This window comes from Mycobacterium liflandii (assembly GCF_022354805.1).
Lineage (GTDB): Bacteria > Actinomycetota > Actinomycetes > Mycobacteriales > Mycobacteriaceae > Mycobacterium > Mycobacterium marinum.
Genome location: NZ_CP023138.1, coordinates 223,568 through 241,734, shown reverse-complemented (window position 1 = coordinate 241,734; position 18,167 = coordinate 223,568). Strand labels below are relative to the sequence as shown.

18 protein-coding genes, 1 tRNA gene, 1 other RNA gene and 2 pseudogenes are annotated in these 18,167 nt (G+C 66.6%); 10 read left to right on the top strand and 12 right to left on the bottom strand.

Annotation, left to right across the window (positions count from 1 at the left end; genetic code table 11):
• Positions 1–46: 46 nt before the first annotated feature.
• A pseudogene (locus CKW46_RS01200) lies at positions 47–484 on the bottom strand (lipoprotein LpqH).
• On the opposite strand from CKW46_RS01200, the gene CKW46_RS01195 reads away from it, so the two are divergent.
• Positions 483–1,112 (top strand): enoyl-CoA hydratase/isomerase family protein, encoded by a 630-nt coding sequence (locus tag CKW46_RS01195; RefSeq protein ID WP_308205588.1) that lies wholly within the window; start codon positions 483–485, stop codon positions 1,110–1,112. The pseudogene CKW46_RS01200 and the gene CKW46_RS01195 sit on opposite strands and share 2 nt — an antisense overlap.
• On the opposite strand, the pseudogene lucA reads toward CKW46_RS01195, so the two are convergent.
• Together lucA and CKW46_RS01185 are read right to left on the bottom strand one after the other, a co-directional pair.
• A pseudogene (gene lucA / locus CKW46_RS01190) lies at positions 1,018–1,507 on the bottom strand (lipid uptake coordinator LucA); the annotation flags it as partial. The gene CKW46_RS01195 and the pseudogene lucA overlap by 95 nt on opposite strands.
• Before the next feature lie 85 nt (positions 1,508–1,592).
• Positions 1,593–1,678 (bottom strand) — tRNA-Ser (locus CKW46_RS01185).
• Between the two features lie 78 nt (positions 1,679–1,756).
• Between CKW46_RS01185 and ffs the strand changes: the two genes are divergently transcribed.
• From ffs to CKW46_RS01170, 3 genes are all read left to right on the top strand, one after another.
• Positions 1,757–1,853: signal recognition particle sRNA small type (gene ffs, locus CKW46_RS01180), an RNA gene on the top strand.
• 98 nt (positions 1,854–1,951) lie between these two features.
• Complete coding sequence (locus CKW46_RS01175; protein WP_482052684.1) at positions 1,952–3,238, top strand: aspartate aminotransferase type Ic; 1,287 nt, start codon at positions 1,952–1,954, stop codon at positions 3,236–3,238.
• A 58-nt stretch (positions 3,239–3,296) separates the two neighbouring features.
• Complete coding sequence (locus tag CKW46_RS01170) at positions 3,297–5,162, top strand: DNA polymerase III subunits gamma/tau (protein ID WP_482052683.1); 1,866 nt, start codon at positions 3,297–3,299, stop codon at positions 5,160–5,162.
• A gap of 84 nt (positions 5,163–5,246) precedes the next feature.
• On the opposite strand, the gene CKW46_RS01165 is transcribed toward CKW46_RS01170, so the two are convergent.
• From CKW46_RS01165 to CKW46_RS01145, 5 genes are read right to left on the bottom strand one after another with little or no spacing between them, the layout of a single operon-like run.
• Positions 5,247–5,687: an RDD family protein gene (locus CKW46_RS01165; RefSeq protein WP_117435427.1), complete on the bottom strand. Its 441-nt coding sequence runs from the start codon at positions 5,685–5,687 to the stop codon at positions 5,247–5,249.
• Positions 5,684–6,229 carry a hypothetical protein gene (locus tag CKW46_RS01160; RefSeq protein WP_172900612.1) on the bottom strand — a complete coding sequence of 182 codons (546 nt, stop codon included), beginning with the start codon at positions 6,227–6,229 and terminating at the stop codon, positions 5,684–5,686. The genes CKW46_RS01165 and CKW46_RS01160 overlap by 4 nt, the downstream gene beginning before the upstream one ends.
• The gene (locus CKW46_RS01155; RefSeq protein WP_117435426.1) at positions 6,226–6,468 is read right to left on the bottom strand and encodes an LPXTG cell wall anchor domain-containing protein; all 243 of its coding nucleotides are present in this window, start codon (positions 6,466–6,468) and stop codon (positions 6,226–6,228) included. The genes CKW46_RS01160 and CKW46_RS01155 overlap by 4 nt, the downstream gene beginning before the upstream one ends.
• Before the next feature lie 12 nt (positions 6,469–6,480).
• Positions 6,481–7,800, bottom strand: coding sequence for a class I SAM-dependent methyltransferase (locus tag CKW46_RS01150; RefSeq protein ID WP_015357554.1), 1,320 nt, complete (start codon positions 7,798–7,800; stop codon positions 6,481–6,483).
• A complete protein-coding gene (locus CKW46_RS01145) occupies positions 7,797–9,176 on the bottom strand; it encodes an FAD-binding oxidoreductase (protein WP_499019358.1) in 1,380 nt (459 codons plus the stop codon). The genes CKW46_RS01150 and CKW46_RS01145 overlap by 4 nt, the downstream gene beginning before the upstream one ends.
• A gap of 79 nt (positions 9,177–9,255) precedes the next feature.
• On the opposite strand from CKW46_RS01145, the gene CKW46_RS01140 reads away from it, so the two are divergent.
• Positions 9,256–9,693, top strand: a complete 438-nt coding sequence (locus CKW46_RS01140) for an SRPBCC family protein (RefSeq protein ID WP_015357552.1) — start codon at positions 9,256–9,258, stop codon at positions 9,691–9,693.
• On the opposite strand, the gene CKW46_RS01135 is transcribed toward CKW46_RS01140, so the two are convergent.
• Entirely contained in the window at positions 9,690–10,451 is a 762-nt protein-coding gene (locus CKW46_RS01135) for an Rv3717 family N-acetylmuramoyl-L-alanine amidase (protein WP_020785288.1), read from the bottom strand. The two genes, CKW46_RS01140 and CKW46_RS01135, sit on opposite strands and share 4 nt — an antisense overlap.
• A 98-nt stretch (positions 10,452–10,549) precedes the next feature.
• On the opposite strand from CKW46_RS01135, the gene CKW46_RS01130 reads away from it, so the two are divergent.
• Both CKW46_RS01130 and recR read left to right on the top strand, forming a co-directional pair.
• Positions 10,550–10,993, top strand: a complete 444-nt coding sequence (locus CKW46_RS01130; protein ID WP_011741924.1) for a YbaB/EbfC family nucleoid-associated protein — start codon at positions 10,550–10,552, stop codon at positions 10,991–10,993.
• Positions 10,994–11,004: 11 nt separating this feature from the next.
• Positions 11,005–11,616, top strand: coding sequence for a recombination mediator RecR (gene recR, locus CKW46_RS01125; RefSeq protein WP_117435423.1), 612 nt, complete (start codon positions 11,005–11,007; stop codon positions 11,614–11,616).
• A 15-nt stretch (positions 11,617–11,631) separates the two neighbouring features.
• On the opposite strand, the gene CKW46_RS01120 is transcribed toward recR, so the two are convergent.
• Together CKW46_RS01120 and CKW46_RS01115 are read right to left on the bottom strand one after the other, a co-directional pair.
• Positions 11,632–12,327 carry a type 1 glutamine amidotransferase gene (locus CKW46_RS01120; RefSeq protein ID WP_117435434.1) on the bottom strand — a complete coding sequence of 232 codons (696 nt, stop codon included), beginning with the start codon at positions 12,325–12,327 and terminating at the stop codon, positions 11,632–11,634.
• 4 nt (positions 12,328–12,331) lie between these two features.
• Positions 12,332–13,573, bottom strand: a complete 1,242-nt coding sequence (locus CKW46_RS01115; protein WP_482052682.1) for a Mur ligase family protein — start codon at positions 13,571–13,573, stop codon at positions 12,332–12,334.
• 145 nt (positions 13,574–13,718) lie between these two features.
• Here CKW46_RS01115 and CKW46_RS01110 point away from each other — a divergent pair, with 145 nt between their 5' ends.
• The 3 genes from CKW46_RS01110 to CKW46_RS01100 are packed head-to-tail and all read left to right on the top strand — an operon-like array spanning position 13,719 to position 15,764.
• The gene (locus CKW46_RS01110) at positions 13,719–14,708 is read left to right on the top strand and encodes a DEDDh family exonuclease (RefSeq protein WP_482052681.1); all 990 of its coding nucleotides are present in this window, start codon (positions 13,719–13,721) and stop codon (positions 14,706–14,708) included.
• Between the two features lie 46 nt (positions 14,709–14,754).
• Positions 14,755–15,204: a hypothetical protein gene (locus tag CKW46_RS01105; protein ID WP_015357546.1), complete on the top strand. Its 450-nt coding sequence runs from the start codon at positions 14,755–14,757 to the stop codon at positions 15,202–15,204.
• Positions 15,204–15,764 (top strand): TetR/AcrR family transcriptional regulator, encoded by a 561-nt coding sequence (locus CKW46_RS01100; protein ID WP_482052680.1) that lies wholly within the window; start codon positions 15,204–15,206, stop codon positions 15,762–15,764. The genes CKW46_RS01105 and CKW46_RS01100 overlap by 1 nt, the downstream gene beginning before the upstream one ends.
• Here CKW46_RS01100 and leuA read toward each other — a convergent pair.
• Positions 15,761–17,581 carry a 2-isopropylmalate synthase gene (gene leuA / locus CKW46_RS01095; protein WP_482052679.1) on the bottom strand — a complete coding sequence of 607 codons (1,821 nt, stop codon included), beginning with the start codon at positions 17,579–17,581 and terminating at the stop codon, positions 15,761–15,763. The two genes, CKW46_RS01100 and leuA, sit on opposite strands and share 4 nt — an antisense overlap.
• Positions 17,582–18,167: the final 586 nt, after the last annotated feature.

Genomic DNA, 18,167 nt, shown 5'->3' with positions numbered 1-18,167 from the left:
GACCGGTGGACAAGCGATGCTTGGCCACCGGCCGGCGCCCCCTGCATCAGCCGCACGTCACCTTGATGCTGAAGTCCTTGGTGATCATTCCGGCCATCGGGTTCTTCATGTCGGCACCTTGCGCCTGGCCGGTGATGGTGTAGGTCTTGCCCTCCACCGCAACCTTGGCCGAGCCGACCTTGGCACCCATGTTGTCGGTGACAGACAATGCGTTGCCGTCCACCACAAGCGCCAGCGACTCGACTCGCGGAGTGGCCTCATCGGTCATCACCACCGCCAGTGCCTGCTGGCCGCCGGCGGAGCCACTACCGATGTCGATCTTGCCGCCCTGCTTGACGCAGGTCACCGAGGCCGGGTCCAGGCCAGGAAGATTCGTGCCGCCCACCTAGACCTGCGTTCCGCCACCGCCGGTGGAGACACTTGATGCCGGGCTGGCTGAGTGGCCGCCGCTGGAGCAGCCCACCAGCGCCGATGCGCAGCCAATGGTTCCAATCGCAGCCGCGATAACACGTTTCACTGGATTTCCTTCTATCATGCGCCGCCCTGGTGGCGCCGTCATGGGAGTAAGTACAGAACGCCCGGGTTGCTACCGATCCCAACTATTTGGCTCGACCGCCGTGGTGGTGGAGTGTGTGACTGTGATTGAGATTCAGGCCGTAGACGCCGTGCAAGTGCTCACCCTCTCGTCCGGGCGGGTCAACGCCCTCGATGTCGAGCTGCTGACCGAGTTGACCGATGCGCTGCGCGAACTGGGCTCCTCACACGGTGGCGCGCTGGTGCTCACCGGCGCCGGACGAGTGTTCTCTGCCGGGGTCGACCTGAACCGGGTGGTGCAGGGCGGGACCAGCTATACGGATCGGCTGATTCCAGCGTTATCGGACGCGTTTGACGCGATGTTCGGCTACCCGGGCCCTACCGTGGCCGCGATCAACGGTGCCGCCATCGCGGGCGGGTGTGTGCTGGCATGCGCGTGCGACCGTCGACTGATCGGCGCCGAAGCCGCGATCGGTGCCTCTGAGGTGCCCTTCTTGCGGCGGCGGCGCTGCTTGGGTTCTTTCACCTTGATCGGTTTGGGCGGTGGCGGTGGCAATTCCGCGACAAACGACAGGTAGAACGCGAAGAAGCCGAGTACCGCAATGGCGGCAGCGGCCCCGTAGATCCCGAACAGCCATTGCCCCACCGAGTCCAGGCTGAGCCAGATCTCGCTGATGGCGGTCCCGATGATCAGCACCCCGGCCAGCACGTGCGCCACGATCGCCCATGTCCGAATCGATAGCGCCAGGGCAGGGGTGCCAAGTTCCGGCTTGCGGGTACGCAGCAGGGTGAACACCACCGGCAGCGCGGCCAGGCCGAACAGGGCGCCCGCGGTGATCCGGAGCCCGGTCCCCAGCGAGTGGGCGGTATCGCCCATCAATTCGGGCCAACGGGGCAGAACGAAGAAGAAGTAGAGGACGCCTGCGCCGATCGAAAACGACGCGTGCCACAGCATGGCAACCTTGCGCCCCATACCCCTCCTCGTACTGTGAGCCGGAGCCAGTCAAGCTGACCAGCCCACACTGTCCGCCCGCGCATCGGCGCGGGCGCGACCATTGCGGAGGATGCGGGATTTGAACCCGCGAGGGCTATTAACCCAACCCGCGTTCCAGGCGAGCGCCATAGGCCACTAGGCGAATCCTCCGCCGATATGGTAGCCGCTGTCTCGGCGCCCGTGTTCCGCGGCCGCCGACGAATGTCTCCGCGGAGGTATTAGACTCGCGGCAGGACCCCGCGCGGCGTCTATCCTGTGAACTCCCCCAGGGCCGGAAGGCAGCAAGGGTCAATGGGCTCTGTCGGGTGCGCGGGGTCCCCCTTTGTCCGGGGCGGCCCACCAGGTGCCAACCAGCAAGAACTGGCCTGCAACCGCTCAAGACCTGCATGTTTGATCCACGGTTTTCGACGGTGAAAGGGCCGCATGGTCTCGTTCGATTCGCTCAGCCCTGAAGAGCTAGCCGCTTTGCATGTCCGCCACGAGCAGGACTACGCAAACCTGCGCGGTAAAGGCCTGTCCCTGGATCTCACCCGAGGCAAGCCGTCTTCTGAGCAGCTGGACCTGTCTAATCAACTGCTGAGCCTGTCCGGTGGCCAGGACTACCGCGACCCCGAGGGCCTCGACACCCGCAACTATGGCGGCCTGCATGGCCTGCCGGCGCTGCGCGCCATCTTCGGTGAGTTGCTCGGCATCCCGGTCCAGAACTTGATCGCGGGAAACAACTCCAGCCTGGAGCTGATGCACGACGTGACCGCGTTCTCCATGCTCTATGGCGGGGTCGACTCGCCCCGGCCTTGGGTAAAGGAGCCGGACGGCATCAAGTTCCTGTGCCCCGTTCCCGGCTATGACCGCCATTTCGCCATCACCGAAACGATGGGTGTGGAGATGATCCCCGTCCCGATGGTCGAGGACGGCCCCGACGTCGATCTGATCGAGGAACTGGTCGCCGTCGACCCCACGATCAAGGGCATGTGGACCGTACCGGTGTTCGGCAACCCCACCGGTGTCACGTATTCCTGGGAAACGGTGCGCCGGCTGGTGCAGATGCAGACGGCGGCACCGGACTTCCGCTTGTTCTGGGACAACGCCTACATGGTGCACACCCTCACGCCGGACTTCATCCGGCAGGTTGACGTGCTGGGGCTGGCGGCCAAGGCCGGCAATCCGCACCGGCCCTACGTTTTCGCATCCACGTCGAAGATCACCTTCGCCGGCGGCGGCGTCAGCTTCTTCGGCGGGTCGTTGGGCAACATCGCGTGGTATCTGCAGTACGCCGGAAAGAAGTCGATCGGTCCGGACAAGATCAACCAGCTGCGGCACCTGCGGTTTTTCGGAGACGCCGACGGCGTACGCCTGCATATGCGCCGCCACCAGCAGATATTGGCGCCCAAGTTTGCGGTGGCGCTCGAGATCCTCGATCAGCGGCTCAGCGATTCCAAGATCGCGTCGTGGACCGAGCCCAAGGGCGGGTATTTCATCAGCCTCGATGTGATGCCGGGGACCGCGCGCCGCACCGTGGCGTTGGCCAAGGACGCCGGGATTGCCGTCACCGAGGCGGGCGCGTCGTTCCCGTATCGCAAGGATCCCGAGGACAAGAACATCCGGATCGCGCCGTCTTTCCCGTCGCTGCCCGATCTGAGCGACGCGGTCGATGGTCTGGCGACCTGTGCCTTGCTCGCCGGCACCGAGGCCTTGCTGGCCCGCCCGTAGTTCCCGCTCGGACCAGTGGATTCCGCAATAGTCCGCCAGCCTGAGTAGCCTGCTGACCGTGGCTCTCTACCGTAAATATCGTCCGGCGACCTTCGCGGAGGTGGTGGGGCAGGAGCATGTCACCGAACCGCTGTCGATCGCCCTGGAGGCCGGCCGGATCAACCATGCGTACCTGTTCTCCGGGCCGCGCGGCTGCGGCAAGACGTCGTCGGCGCGCATCCTGGCGCGGTCCTTGAACTGCGCGCAGGGCCCCACGGCCACGCCGTGTGGAACCTGCGAGTCCTGCCAGGCCTTGGCGCCCAGCGCGCCCGGCAGCATCGACGTGGTCGAGCTCGACGCGGCCAGTCACGGCGGTGTGGACGACACCCGGGAATTGCGGGATCGCGCGTTCTACGCGCCCGCGCAGTCGCGCTACCGCGTGTTCATCATCGACGAGGCGCACATGGTGACCACCGCCGGTTTCAACGCGCTGCTCAAGATCGTCGAAGAGCCCCCCGAACACCTCATCTTCATCTTCGCCACCACGGAACCGGAGAAGGTGCTGCCCACCATCCGGTCGCGCACCCACCACTACCCGTTCCGCCTGCTGCCGCCGCGCACCATGCGAGGTCTGATCGGGCGGATTTGTGAGCAGGAGGGCGTGGTCGTCGACGAGGCGGTGTATCCGCTGGTGACTCGCGCCGGCGGTGGTTCCCCGCGTGACACGCTTTCGGTGCTGGACCAGCTGGTGGCCGGGGCGCAGAGCAACCATGTGACCTACCAGCGAGCGCTGGGACTGCTGGGTGCCACCGACGTCGCGCTGATCGACGACGCCGTGGACGCGCTTGGCGCCGGGGATGCCGCGGCGCTGTTCGGGGCGGTCGAATCGGTGATCGACGCCGGGCACGATCCTCGTCGCTTCGCCACCGACCTGCTGGAGCGATTCCGCGATCTCATCGTGCTGCAAGCGGTTCCCGACGCCGTGTCTCGCGGGGTCGTGGACGGCCCCGAAGATGTGCTGGATCGGATGCGGGAGCAGGCGGCGCACCTCGGGTCGGCGACGCTGACTCGCTACGCCGAGGTCGTACAGGCCGGGCTGGGCGAGATGCGTGGCGCGACGGCACCCCGGCTGCTGCTGGAGGTGGTGTGTGCCCGGCTGCTGCTGCCCTCGGCCAGCGACGCCGAATCGGCGCTGTTGCAGCGCATCGAGCGGATCGAGACCCGGCTGGCCATGTCGATACCGGCCGGTGCGGGAGCCACCTCGGCCCCAGCGCCGGAAGCGCCGGCCGCGCCGCGGGCGACGACCTCCGCCCGGGCGGAGGCCAAAGAGATGGTCAGGCAAAGCATGCGCCGGCCGGCACCACCAGAGCCCAAGTCCGCGCCAGAGCCGCCGCCGGCTCCCGAACCCCGGCCGGCGCCCGAACCCCGGCGGGCGCCCGAACCCCGGCCGGCTCCGGTTCCCGAACCGGTCTCGGCTCCCGGGGAGCTCAATGCCGCCGCGGTTCGCAGCATGTGGCCGACCGTGCGCGAGAAGGTGCGCCAGCGCAGCCGCACCACCGAGGTGATGCTCGCCGCCGCCACCGTTCGTGCGCTCGAAGACAACACGCTGGTACTGACCCACGACTCGGCGCCGCTGGCCCGGCGGCTGTCCGAGCAGCGCAACGCCGACGTCATCGCCGAGGCGCTCAGAGATGCGTTGGGAGTCAACTGGCGGGTGCGCTGCGAGGTGGGCGCCGCGGAACCCGCCGCAACCCCGACGCCGGCCAAGGCCGCGGCCCCGGCGGCGGATCCCGTTGCCGTCGATTCCGCCCGGCGTGAGGAAGAGGAAAGCCTGCTGGCCGAAGCCGGTCGCAGCGACCCGTCCGAGCCGCGCCGCGACCCCGAGGAAGTGGCGCTCGAACTGCTGCGCAATGAGCTGGGTGCCCGCCGCATCGACAACGCCTGACCTCGCGCGTGCCGTTGTGCCGCGCGACATCCGGGTGCTTGCGCGGCGTCAGACCGGTTCGTCCGGGCCGGTCGCGGCATGGGGTCATGAATAAACGACCCGACTACGGAACACGATGTCCTGCAACGATCTTCGCTGCCGGTCGATCGCAACCCAGATCAACCCGACCGGGAACAGAACGCAGCCGATCGCCCGTAGCGTCGCGACCAGTGGGCGTAGGCGATGTGAGTGTCGTCCGGCGACTCGAAGCCCCATCATCACCGCGCCGGCGGTGCACCCCGAAACCGCCCAACAGCCGGTGAGGTATCCGACGGCGACCACAAAGGTGACCAGGGTGGAAAACACAACGTTGAGCGCCGGCAGGCTGAAGGACACCGGGGAGTAGACCAGCTTGACCAGGATCAGGCCGAGGTAGAGCGCACCCATGATCAGCAGAACGACCACCAGATCGATGACGGCTGCCAGCCCCCGGGTGACGATGCCGGCCGCACGCCCATCGGCGGGCGCCGGATCGGAGGAGATCACTGATCGTCCCGGTCACGCCCCAGAACCCGGTCAACGATCCTGGCGACGCGGTCATCGGCCCGTTCGCCTTGGCTGCGAACGTCGGTCATCACCTCGGCCGTTACCGAACTTGTCGACTCACGGATGATCCCGGGCAGGTCGACACCGTCGATCACCTTGTCCGCCAGGGTGATCAGATCGATCCGGTTGATCACTGCATCGATGTCGACCTCGGCGACCAGGGCGTCCAGATCAAGCCGTTCGCGAACCAGAGCGGTCAGGTCGATCTGGTCGAGTACCAGATCCACCAAATCGCCGGCCATCGGCAGCACCCGCGCCCTGAGCGGGTCCACATTCTGCGCGAGCCACCGGTCGCCTCGCTGCGACAGTTCGTCGATGCCTTGCCGCACCCATGACCCGACCAGCGGTAGTCGTTGCACGTTTCGGAATAGGCTCTGCCCCCATCCCAGCGCGATCGCCGTGGCGCCGACGCTGACGGAAACCACCGGGTTTCTGATCACGTCTACGCCTTTTTCGGCCGCCCGGGGCAAGCCATGGCTCATTTCCGGCGGCGTCGACGCAGCAGCAGGCCCACCAGGATGCCCAGCACAAACATGGCGCTCAGCAGCAGCCACATGGGCGACTCGACGGTGACCCACAGCAAGTGCATCTGCGGGCGCTCGCGGTTCTGTGCGATGAAGATCGCCGCCAGCACGACGAGGATCAGCGCGACCCAGTGCCGTACCGCGAACCTGCGGGCCCGGCGCCCTGTCGAAGTTGCGGCGGCATCGTCTGGCGGCATAGCGATCTCCTCCTAGGCCGTCCACCACGGCCGTAGCGGCAGGTCATCTTCGCCCCAGGTGTCGACGTTGGCGGCGAGCACGTGATGCAGCTGCAGGTTGTTGCGCTCAAACGCCACTCGCGAGGCCGCCATGTACAGGCCCCATACCTTGGCGATGGGCAGTCCGACTTCGGCGACCGCCACGTCCCAGTGCTTGACGAGGTTGTGGCACCAGTCGCGAAGCGTCAGCGCGTAGTGCTGCCGCAGGTTCTCCTCGTGCAGCACCTCGAAGCCGACTTCCTGGATCTCGGTGATGATGCGGCCGGAGCCGGTCAGCTCCCCGTCCGGGAAGACGTAGCGGTCGGTGAACCCGCCGGCGAAGGATGTCGACTTGTTGTCGTGGCGGGTGATGCAGTGGTTGAGTAGCAGGCCGCCGGTGCGCAGCTTGGATTTGAGCAAGCCGAAATAGGCGGGATAGTTGCGGACGCCGATGTGCTCGGTCATTCCGATCGACGAGACGGCATCGAACCCGGTCTCCACCACGTCCCGGTAGTCGCAGTGGCGCACCTCGGCCAGCTGCGCCAACCCCTCGTCGGAGATCTTCTGTTGGGCCCACGTCGCCTGCTCGGCCGACAGCGTGGCGCCGATGACCCGGACCCCGTGGCGCGCGGCGTAGCGCACCATCCCGCCCCAGCCGCAGCCGACGTCGAGTAGGCGATCGCCCGGCCGCAGCCGCAGCTTCTCGAAGACCAGCCGGTACTTGTTCTCCTGAGCCTCTTCCAGGGTTGCCCGTTCGTTCGGATAGACCGCGCAGGTATAGGTCATCGACGGCCCGAGCACCCACTCGTAGAAGGTGTTCGAGACGTCGTAGTGGTGGTGGATGGCCTCGGCGTCGCGGGTCTTGCTGTGCAGGACGCCCTCGGCCATTCGGCGCCACCGCGGCGGCGTCTCCTGCGGCGGCGGCGCGATCGGCAACAGATGCTCCACCCCGATCGAGCGCACCACGTTGGCCAGCACCCGCGCTGACGGCCGTTTGAACTCGACCCGGTCGGTCAACGCTTTGAGCAGCTCATACGGATCGCCGGGATGCACACCGTGGGGCTGTAGGTCCCCCGATACGTAGGCCCGGGCGAGGCCGAGTTCCCCCGGCGCCGTCGCCAGGTAGGTGGTGCCGCGGGGGGAGGTGAGTTCCAACCCCATTTCCGCGTCGTTGCAACCGGCGGTGCTGCCGTCATACGCACTGAACTTCAGTGGCTGGCCGCCGGTCGCGGTGAAGATCGCCAGGACCTCGGCAATACTGAGTCTGCCGCCGTTGGCATTCGGGGGCTGGTTGGCTTCTTTCGTTGCAGTCATCGTCGTTGCACCGCCTTTGCGTAGAGATCGAGCAGACGCGAATCTGGATCGTAGGTTTTCTTCACCGTTTTGTACGACTCCCCGCCGTACAACTCATCGAACTCTTCTCGGGTGTAGTAGCTGTCGGAGTAGAGCGACTTGTGTCCGTTGAGCTCGCTCACCTTCGTCTCTATCTCCCGGTTGGTTGCCCCCTCGGTGGCGCCGGCCGGCACCGAGGACCAGAAGCCGATATTGACGTAGCTGTGGTCCGGCCGGATCGGATACAGCGGCCAGCCGTCATTGTCGCGAAGCCGTAAGGGGCACAGCCAGATCGGTGCGATGGGTACCGTTTCCAAAAACCATGTCATGAAGTCCTGGGTGCGCTCGATGGGAACCTCGACATCCTGCACCACTCGCTCTCGCGGGGGGCGCCCGTGGCGCTTCTCGATCCGGTCGGCGATTCCGAAGCGCTGGTCGAGTTCCACCAGCTTCCAGTAGGCGCTGCTGCGCCGGTACCGCCGCGGCCACCAGCGCCGCAGCGTCGGGTTCTGCGCGCCGAACGCGCGTGAGCACCAGAACCAGTCGGTGTCCCAGCGCCAGAAGTAGTCGTGGGTGGTCAGGCGGTCCGCTTTGACGCCGCTCTCGTGCTGGATCGACCGGTAGTAGATGTCTTTTCCGGTGTAATCGCTGACCGGGCCCGGCGTTGCGGTCCGCACACCGACGCACAGGTAGCTTTCGTCGGCGCTGAAGACCACGCCGTCCAGGTAGTCCACCGCCATCCCGTCCAGGCCCCCGGTATCGACAATGCGCTCCATCGCCGCGACCAGTGCCCGCAACGAGTCGAATCGGATGTGCTGCAACGCCACAAAGGGCTTGACCGGCTCCAGCAGGATCTTGAGCCGAGTCGAATAGCCCAGCGTGCCATAGGAATTAGGGAAGGCTCGATACAGATCGGCGTGCCGGTCGGCCGATACCGTCAGCAATTCGCCCGCGCCGGTGAGGACGTCCATTTCGAGCACCGACTCGTGCGGCAGGCCATTGCGAAACGATGCCGACTCGATGCCCAAGCCGGTGACCGCGCCGCCGAGCGTAATGGTCTTCAACTGCGGAACCACCAGCGGCGACAGACCGTGCGGCAGCGTGGCTGCGACCAGGTCCTCATATGTGCACATGCCGGCCACGTCGGCGGTGCGGGCGTCGGGATCGATGCTGATCACACCGGTCAACCCGGAGGTGTCCAGACCCCGAACATCGCGTTTGGCGCGGGCGCGGAACAGGTTTGAAGTGGGTTTGGCCAACCGGACCGTTGCGGTCGTGGGAATGGATCGATAGCTAGCCAGCAATCGCTCTACGCCCGATGTGTGGGCGGACAGTCCAGATCCAGTACCAGGCACCACATATATCGTAGTCACCGACCACAGCCCCTGCATCCGTGTGTGGGCTGCACCGCGATTCATGACAGAGGAGTTGCGCCTGATGGGACAGGTGAGCGCAGCCAGCACGATCTTGATCAATGCTGAGCCTGCGGCCGCTCTTGCCGGAGTGGCCGATTATCAGAACGTTCGTCCGAAAATTCTTTCCCCGCAATACAGCGAGTACCAGGTGCTCGAAGGGGGTCAGGGACAGGGCACCGTCGCAAAGTGGCGACTGCAGGCGACCAAGTCGCGCGTCCGTGACGTGCAGGTCGGCGTGGATGTCGCAGGCCACACGGTGATCGAAAAGGATGCGAACTCATCCATGATCATCAACTGGACGGTGGCTCCGGCGGTGCCGGGCTGCAGCGTGACCGTCAAGGCCACCTGGAACGGCGCCGGCGGGGTCAAGGGCTTCTTCGAGAAGACGTTTGCCCCGCTGGGTTTGAAGAAGATCCAGGGTGAAGTGCTGGCCAACCTCAAGTCCGAGCTGGAAAGCTAGCGCGCCTGGCCCTGGCTGGCCAGAAAGCCCGCGACCCCGCGGACCAGCGCGTTGGCATACTTCTGCCGCCCTTCGGGGGACTCCATCAGCGCCGAGTCCGCGGGGTTCTTCATGTTGCCCAGCTCGACCAGGATCGACGGGTACTGGGCCAGGTTCAGCCCCGCCAGATCCGAACGCCCGTACAAGCCGTCCTGCCCGATGTAGTTGGCCGGCGGAATACCCGAGGCCCGCAACTGGTCGCGCATGACCCGCGCGAACTGCACCGAGGGACCGGCCTGGGCCGCGTTCAGCGGCGGGGACGAGTAGTTGACGTGAAAGCCGCGGCCGGTGGCCGGGCCGCCGTCGCCGTGCAGGCTGACGACCGCGTTGGGATGTAACGCGTTGGCCGTGTTGGCGCGTTCGTCGATGCACGGACCCAGCGCGTTGTCGTTGCCGCGGGAGAGCGCCGTTCGTACGCCCAGCGCGTTGAGCGCGGCGCGCAGTCGCAGGGCGGTGTCCCAGGTGAACGTGTGCTCCGGGTAACCGCTGTTGCTCGATGTCCCGCTGGCCTGGCAGTCCTTGGTGCCGCCCCGGCCGGTGGGGACCTGACGCCCGATCGATGCGTCGTTGGCGCCGTTGTGCCCAGGGTCGATGAAAACGACCATGCCGGCGATGTTGGAAGGGGCTGCGGCCGCCGTTGGGAGCAGGGGTGTCAACGCCGCTACGAGCATCCCGATGACCATGGCGATCCCGACACGCGGGCTGACTCCTACGTCCACTGCGCAACGGTAACGCCGCGCCGTCTAGGCTGGTTGTTTCAAATCGCCATACAACCGCAGGCGAAACCAACTCGAGACCAAGATGCTAGGGGACTGTCATGCAACCCGGCGGCGACATGTCGGCACTGCTCGCTCAAGCACAGCAGATGCAGCAGAAGCTACTGGAAGCCCAGCAACAGCTGGCCAATTCCGAGGTACACGGTCAAGCCGGTGGCGGCTTGGTCCAGGTCGCTGTCAGGGGCAGCGGCGAACTGGTCGGGGTCACGATCGACCCCAAGGTGGTCGACCGTGACGACATAGAGACGCTGCAGGACCTGATCGTTGGTGCCATGCGCGATGCGTCTCAGCAGGTGACCAAGATGGCGCAGGAGCGCCTGGGTGCGCTGGCCGGCGCGATGCGCCCGCCCGGCGCGCCCGGTGCCCCAGGAGCGCCGGGAGCGCCGGGAATGCCGCCACGGCCGGGTGCGCCGGGAATGCCAGGTATGCCGGGTGCCCCGGGCGCACCGGGTATGCCAGGCATGCCGGGTGCCCCGGGGGTCTGACCGGCCCCGGCATGTTCGAGGGACCCGTTCAGGATCTGATCGACGAGCTCGGCAAGCTGCCGGGCATCGGCCCCAAGAGTGCCCAGCGCATCGCGTTTCACCTCTTGTCGGTTGAGCCGCCGGACATCGACCGGCTGACCGCCGTGCTGGCCAAGGTCCGGGACGGGGTGCGCTTCTGCGCTGTGTGCGGGAACGTCTCCGATGACGAGCGTTGCTGCATTTGCGCGGACCCGCGCCGGGACGGGGCCCTGGTCTGCGTCGTCGAAGAGCCCAAAGACATCCAGGCCGTCGAGCGAACCCGCGAATACCGCGGTCGCTATCACGTGCTGGGCGGGGCGCTCGATCCGCTTTCCGGGATCGGTCCCGAGCAGCTGCGAATCCGCGAGTTGCTGACTCGCATCGGTGATCGGGTCGACGGCGTCGATATCACCGAGGTGATCATCGCCACCGACCCCAATACCGAGGGCGAGGCGACGGCCACCTACCTGGTGCGGATGCTGCGCGACATCCCCGGCCTGACCGTCACCCGGATCGCGTCGGGGCTGCCGATGGGTGGTGACCTGGAGTTCGCCGACGAACTCACCCTGGGCCGCGCGTTGACCGGCCGCCGCGCGATGGTCTGAGTTCGGCGGGCGGCGCTAGCGCGCCGACAACCGCTCTCGGCGCAACAATTCCACTTCCGGTAGCTCCAGCGGCGCCAGCGCTCCGACCACCTTGCTCAGCAGCAGGTCGGCCAGCTCGGGGTTGCGGGCCAGACACGGCCCGTGCATGTAGGTCGCGACCACGCTGCCCTGGACGACGCCGTCAACGCCATCGCCCGCCCGGTTGCCCGCACCCTTGACCACCGCACCCAACGGCGATGCCGCTGGGCCCAGAACGGTACCTCCGCGGTGATTTTCGAAACCCGTGAGCCGCTGGGTCAACCCGGGCAGCAATGGCTTGCTGATCAGCTCACCGATGGTGCGGGTCTGTTGCGGAGAGGTGGTCGCATCGAGCAGGCCGACACCGTCGACACGTTCGCCCGATGAGGTTTCATACCAATGCCCGAGTACCTGGACGGCCGCACAGATCGCCAGCACGGGTGCGCCCCGGCCGGCCGCGCGCTGCAGTCCCGGGTGCTGCAGCAGGTGCCGGGTGGCCAATCGCTGCGCGTAATCTTCCGCGCCGCCCAGCGTGTACAGGTCCAAGGAATCCGGTACCGGGTCGGAAAGGGTGATCTCGACGATCTCGGCGGGGATGGCCCGCAGGCGTAGCCGTTGGCGCAGCACGACGGCGTTGCCGCCGTCACCGTAGGTACCCATCACGTCGGGCAACACCAGGCCGATCCGGACCACAGAGTCAGCCATTGCGCGTCAACCTCCGCTGCAGCTGGAGGAACGCGGTGTAGTTGGCGACCACCTCCACCGGTCCCGGCGGGCAAGACTCGATGGCCGCCACGGTGTCGTGCACCAGGGTGTGCTGCACGCCCGCGTAACCCAGGCGCACCGCCAGGTCGGTGCCGCGCTCACCGGCGGCCACCACCGGGGTCGTTTTGAACGCCTCGGCGAAATGTTCGAAGCGCACATCCCACAGCCAGGACAGATCCTCGCCGTCGGGCACTTGTCCGTTGACGGAGATGACCACTCCGGCGGCACGTTCGTCCACCATCGACAGCGCTTCCTGCCAGCCGGCCGGGTTCTTGGCCAGCAGGATCCGTGCTTGGTGGCGGCCGAGAGCGAAGCTGCGGTAACGGCCGGCGACCTCGTCGACCTCGGCGACCGCGGCGACGGCCAACGCCGGATCCGCGCCCAACGTGACGGCGGCCGCGACCGCTTGGGTGGCGTTTCCCCGATTGACCGCGCCGGGCAGCGCCAGCCGCATCGGCAGCGCCAGTCCGTCCGGCCCGTACACGGCTTCGTCATCGAACCACCACTGTGGTCTGGGCCGTTTGAAGTCGGCGCCGGTGGAGTACCAGTGCCCGGGTTCGCGAACGATGACCTCGCCGCTGCGCGGGCAGCTCACCGAGTCGTTCGACCAGGAACCGCCGGCGGCCACCCACACCACGTTGGGGCTGTCGTAGGCCGCTGAGGTCATCAGGACGTCGTCACAGTTGGCCACCACCACCGCGTTCGGGTGGCGGGCCAGGCCGGCCCGCAGGGTGCGTTCGATCACGTTGATCTCGCCGACGCGGTCCAGCTGATCCCGGGACAAGTTCAGGAGCACCAGGACCGCCGGCTCGACGGCGTCCGACACGTGCGGGACGTGCATCTCGTCGACTTCCAGCGCCGCGAGTCCGGCACGACGGTCGGCGGCCAGCGCGGCCACCAGGCCGGCGTCCATGTTGGCACCCTCGGCGTTGGTGGCGACGGCGCCAAGGGTGCTCAGGGCGGCCGCGGTCATCCGGGTGGTCGTCGATTTGCCGTTGGTGCCGGTGATGACGACGGTGCGCCGACCGCTCGCGAGCTGGCGCAACACCGAGCGGTCCAGGGTCATTGCGACCAGGCCGCCGATCATCGCACCGGCTCCGCGACCGGTGACTCGAGACGCCCAACGCGCGCTCGAACCTGCGGCGAGGGCTAGCCGGGCACGGGCGGTTATCACCCGGGCAGTTTAAGGGCGATCGCAACCTTGGCGCTGGGGGCCGAGTGCAGCGGGTCGTGGCCAAGTAACGGGCCGTCCCCAAGTTGAGGCCGACACGAGGCGCAACGACGCCGGTGATGTCGGCCCGACGTGCCATTCTCATCGTGTGAGCCAGAACTGGGGACGGCCGGCCAGCCACCCGGGTGAGGGTTGGGCCGTCGTCGATGTCGAGACCTCGGGATTTCGGCCGGGGCACGCCCGGGTCATCAGCGTCGCCGCGCTTGGGCTGGACGCAGCCGGCAATGTCGAGCATTCCGTGGTCAGCCTGCTCAATCCCGGGGTGGATCCGGGCCCAACCCACGTGCACGGTCTGACCGCGGCGATGCTCGAAGACCAGCCTCAGTTCGCCGACATTGTCGGTGATCTGACCGAGCTACTGCGCGGCCGCACGCTGGTGGCCCACAATGCCGCGTTCGACTACTCGTTTTTGGCCGCTGAGGCTGAACTGACAGATGCCGAGCTGCCGGTGGATTCCGTCATGTGCACGGTCGAGCTGGCCCGGCGGCTGGAACTCGGAATCGACAACCTCAGGCTGGAGACGCTGGCCGCACATTGGGGCGTGACCCAGGAACGGCCGCACGACGCTTTCGACGACGCACTGGTCTTGAGCGGGATCCTGGCACCGGCGCTGCAACGGGCCCACGAACGCGACGTTTGGCTGCCGATTCATCCGGTCACCCGGCGCCGGTGGCCCAACGGCCGGGTGACCCACGACGAACTGCGCCCGCTCAAGGCGCTGGCCTCCCGGATGCCCTGCCCCTACCTCAACCCGGGCCGCTACGTCTGTGACCGGCCGCTGGTCCAGGGCATGCGGGTAGCGCTGGCCGCCGAGGTGGGCCGAACCCATGAGGAGCTCGTCGAACGGATCCTGCATGCCGGACTGGCCTACAGCGATGGCGTCGACCGGGAGACATCGCTGGTGGTGTGCAACGAAGACGCCCCTGATCAGGGCAAGGGCTACCACGCCCGGCAGCTGGGTGTGCCCGTGCTTACCGACACGCAGTTCATGGACCGGGTTGGCTGTGTGCTCGGCGGCACCAGTGCCGAGAAATTCACCGACCACACTCTGGTCGAAGAACAGTTCGCGCTCTTCTGAGGCCAACACTCTTGTACCACTACGGACGTAGTGTTATGGTCGCGCCATGAGTACCACTGCATCCGTAGTAGACAAGTCGTCCCGGCAGAGCGCCTACCGCCGGCACGGCTATTTCTTCCGCCAGGCGGCCATGCTGACCATCTCGCTCGGGTTCGCATTGCACGTCTACCGGGTGATCTTCGGAGACGAACTCACCCTGAAGTACGTGGCGACCGTGGCCACGGACCGAATCCTGCTGATCCCGATGACGTATGCGGCCATCACCGGCATCCTGGTGTGGCCCCGGGTGCGGTTCGCCAATGGTCGGCATCGGGCCTTCTTCACCGCATCGATCGTCTACATCGCCGGTAGCGTGCCGCTGCACATCTACATGTCCTATGTGGTCCGGGATCTGTCCATCGTCAGCTGGTTTCCCATGTGGTTCAGCTACCTGCTGTTGATCGCGGTGTACCCGGCATTCCTGACGATGTTCTGGCGGTTGCGCTACAAAGACTGATGCCGCCGAATCCGCAACGCCGTGCCCAGATCCTCGACGCCGCGATCGACATCCTTGCCGACGTCGGTGTCGGGGGTCTTACGCATCGGCAGGTGGACGATCGCGCGGGTCTGCCCGCCGGCACCACATCGAACTACTTCCGCACGCGTCAGGCCTTGCTCGAAGCCACGGCATCGCGCACCGTCGATTTGCATTGGCAGCGAGTGCAGGTGCTGCGGTCCGCGGTCGGGTCGTTGTCCCGAGACGGCGTCAAAGCGTTGATGACGAAGATGCTCACCGACCCCGATGAACAGTTCCGCCGCAACACCCTGGCGAGGTTCGAGCTGTTCATGGAGGGCACGAGACGGCCAGAGCTGCAGCCGTTCCTGGTGGAGTTGCAGCGTGCCGCGGTGAAGTCGGCAACCCTGATCTTCGAGGCCGCGGGCTTTGCCCCGACGCCCGAGCAGATGGATCAGTTGAGCCGATTGCTCAACGGCTACGTCTTCAGCCACCTCACCCTGCCCGGCGACGACCCGGCCGCACTGGTCGACCGGCTGCTACCCGCGTACTTTGACGCCTAGCGCGACGCCCGGTTGATCGCCGACACGACGGCCCGCAGTGACGCGGTGGTGATCGACGGCGCGATGCCCACGCCCCACACCGTCTTGCCGGCCACGGAGGCCTCCACGTACGCCGCCGCCTGAGCGTCGTCGCCGGCGCTCATCGCGTGCTCGGAGTAGTCCAACACGGCCACGTCGAACCCGACGGTGCCCAGCGCGTGAACGAACGCGGCCAGCGGACCGTTGCCCGAGCCACTGATCTCGGTCTCTTTGCCGTCGATCTTGACGGTGGCGTCGATGCTGGTGGTGCCGCCATCTTCCTCGGCGGCAATGACGCGCTGTTTGATCCGCTCCAGCGGGCGCACCGGCGCCAGGTACTCCTCGGCGAACGCGTCCCACATCTCTTTGGGCGAGACCTCGCCCCCTTCGCCCGCGCTGCCCTCGGCGATCTCTTGGATCGCGCGCGAGAACTCGATCTGCAGCCGTCGTGGCAGGGCCAGGCCGTGGTCGGCCTTCATGATGTAGGCCACCCCACCCTTGCCGGACTGCGAGTTGACTCGGATCACCGCTTCGTAGGTGCGTCCGACGTCCTTGGGGTCGATGGGCAGGTAGGGCACCTGCCACAGCATGTCGTCCATGTCGGAATCGGCAGCGTCGGCATCGAACTTCATCGCGTCCAGGCCCTTGTTGATGGCGTCCTGGTGGCTGCCGGAGAACGCGGTGTAGACCAGGTCCCCGCCGTAGGGGTGACGTTCGGGCACCGGCAGCTGGTTGCAGTACTCCACGGTGCGCCGGATCTCGTCGATGTTGGAGAAATCGATCTGCGGGTCCACGCCGCGGGAGAACAGGTTCAGCCCCAGGGTCACCAGACACACGTTGCCGGTGCGCTCGCCGTTGCCGAACAGGCAGCCCTCGATCCGGTCGGCGCCTGCGGCGAAGCCCAATTCGGCTGCGGCGACGGCGGTTCCGCGATCGTTGTGGGGATGCAGGCTCAGAATGACCGACTCCCGGTTGGCCAGGTTGCGGCTCATCCACTCGATCGAGTCGGCGTAGACGTTCGGGGTGGCCATCTCCACGGTGGCGGGCAGATTGAAGATGATCGGGTTTTCCGGGGTGAGCTGGATGACTTCGGCCACCGCGTCGCACACCTGTTTGGCGTATTCCAGCTCGGTGCCCGTGTAGGACTCCGGTGAGTACTCGAAGCGCCACTGGGTGTCGGGGTATTTGGCCGCTTCCTCGACGCATCTGCGGGCGCCCTCGGTCGCGATCGCTTCTACCGCGGCCCGGTCGGCGCGGAACACCACGCGGCGCTGCAGGATCGACGTCGAGTTGTAGAAGTGCACGATCACCTTCGACGCCCCAGCGCACGCCTCGAACGTGCGCTCGATCAGCTCGGGGCGGCACTGAGTCAGCACCTGGATGGTGACGTCGTCGGGAATGGCGCCTTCGGTGATGATCTCGCGGACGAAGTCGAAGTCGGTCTGGCTGGCCGAGGGAAAGCCGACCTCGATCTCCTTGTAACCCATCCGAACTAGCAGGTCGAACATGCGCCGCTTGCGGGCCGGGCTCATCGGATCGATCAGTGCCTGGTTGCCGTCACGCAGGTCCACCGCGCACCACAGGGGGGCGCGGTCGATGACGCGGTCGGGCCAGGTGCGGTCGGTAACCCGGATGTGTTCGACTTCCTCGGCGAACGGCCGGTAACGGTTGACCGGCATCGAGGAGGCTCGCTGGGGGTTCCAGACGGGTTGGCCCGGCGACGGTGGGCCAGCGGGTTTGACGATGGTGCGCGCCGAGGTGAAGGCGTCGGGACCAGGGGCTTGCGAAGAGTTTGTCACGGTAGTTGCTCCGGGGGTGGCGAGAAGGAACTTCAGACCGGCGCATCGCGAACACCCGCGACGGGAAGCCGGTCTGGATCAGGCCCCGTCGCGGCGTCCGAGGAGGAGCACCCGCTGCACGCAAAGAACTCTACCGCGATCGGTGCCTCGGACAAAAAGGCCCAAGGGCAAACCACCGTTGGGCCGTCCGGGTCCGGCGCAAAGCGGCGATCGGCAACCCGGACCGCGACCCGGACGGTGAACCGGACCGCAAACCGGACGGCAAACCGGACGGGAGTGTCGTCGCTGTCGATCGCGGACCTTGGCTCCCGCCGTCGACTGAATGCGTTTCCGCGCTGAGGATTCCGAAGGCTAATGGAGCCCGGGTGTGCTCGGTGAAAACATCAATACCGTTGTGGCTTAACGGAAAACTTGTCGGGGTGGCCTAGCTCCGCGGCGGTCGCCGCCATAAATGAGAAAGGCTTTTCTGCCAATTCCCTGGCATTAATACTCAGCAACTTTCAAGCATTCGAGAGTAGAGTGCGCTGCCGCACAGCAGTGCCCTGCATGAGAGTGGAATCACACCAGGTTAGGTGGGTTATTTGAC

Excerpts from the sequence above, each read along its gene's own strand:
- CKW46_RS01195 (WP_308205588.1), top strand. The coding sequence starts at position 483 with ATGGTTCCAATCGCAGCCGCGATAACACGTTTCACTGGATTTCCTTCT.
- CKW46_RS01175 (WP_482052684.1), top strand. The coding sequence starts at position 1,952 with ATGGTCTCGTTCGATTCGCTCAGCCCTGAAGAGCTAGCCGCTTTGCAT.
- CKW46_RS01160 (WP_172900612.1), bottom strand. The coding sequence starts at position 6,229 with ATGAGCCATGGCTTGCCCCGGGCGGCCGAAAAAGGCGTAGACGTGATC.
- CKW46_RS01155 (WP_117435426.1), bottom strand. The coding sequence starts at position 6,468 with ATGCCGCCAGACGATGCCGCCGCAACTTCGACAGGGCGCCGGGCCCGC.
- CKW46_RS01150 (WP_015357554.1), bottom strand. The coding sequence starts at position 7,800 with ATGACTGCAACGAAAGAAGCCAACCAGCCCCCGAATGCCAACGGCGGC.
- CKW46_RS01140 (WP_015357552.1), top strand. The coding sequence starts at position 9,256 with ATGGGACAGGTGAGCGCAGCCAGCACGATCTTGATCAATGCTGAGCCT.
- CKW46_RS01130 (WP_011741924.1), top strand. The coding sequence starts at position 10,550 with ATGCAACCCGGCGGCGACATGTCGGCACTGCTCGCTCAAGCACAGCAG.
- recR (WP_117435423.1), top strand. The coding sequence starts at position 11,005 with ATGTTCGAGGGACCCGTTCAGGATCTGATCGACGAGCTCGGCAAGCTG.
- CKW46_RS01105 (WP_015357546.1), top strand. The coding sequence starts at position 14,755 with ATGAGTACCACTGCATCCGTAGTAGACAAGTCGTCCCGGCAGAGCGCC.
- CKW46_RS01100 (WP_482052680.1), top strand. The coding sequence starts at position 15,204 with ATGCCGCCGAATCCGCAACGCCGTGCCCAGATCCTCGACGCCGCGATC.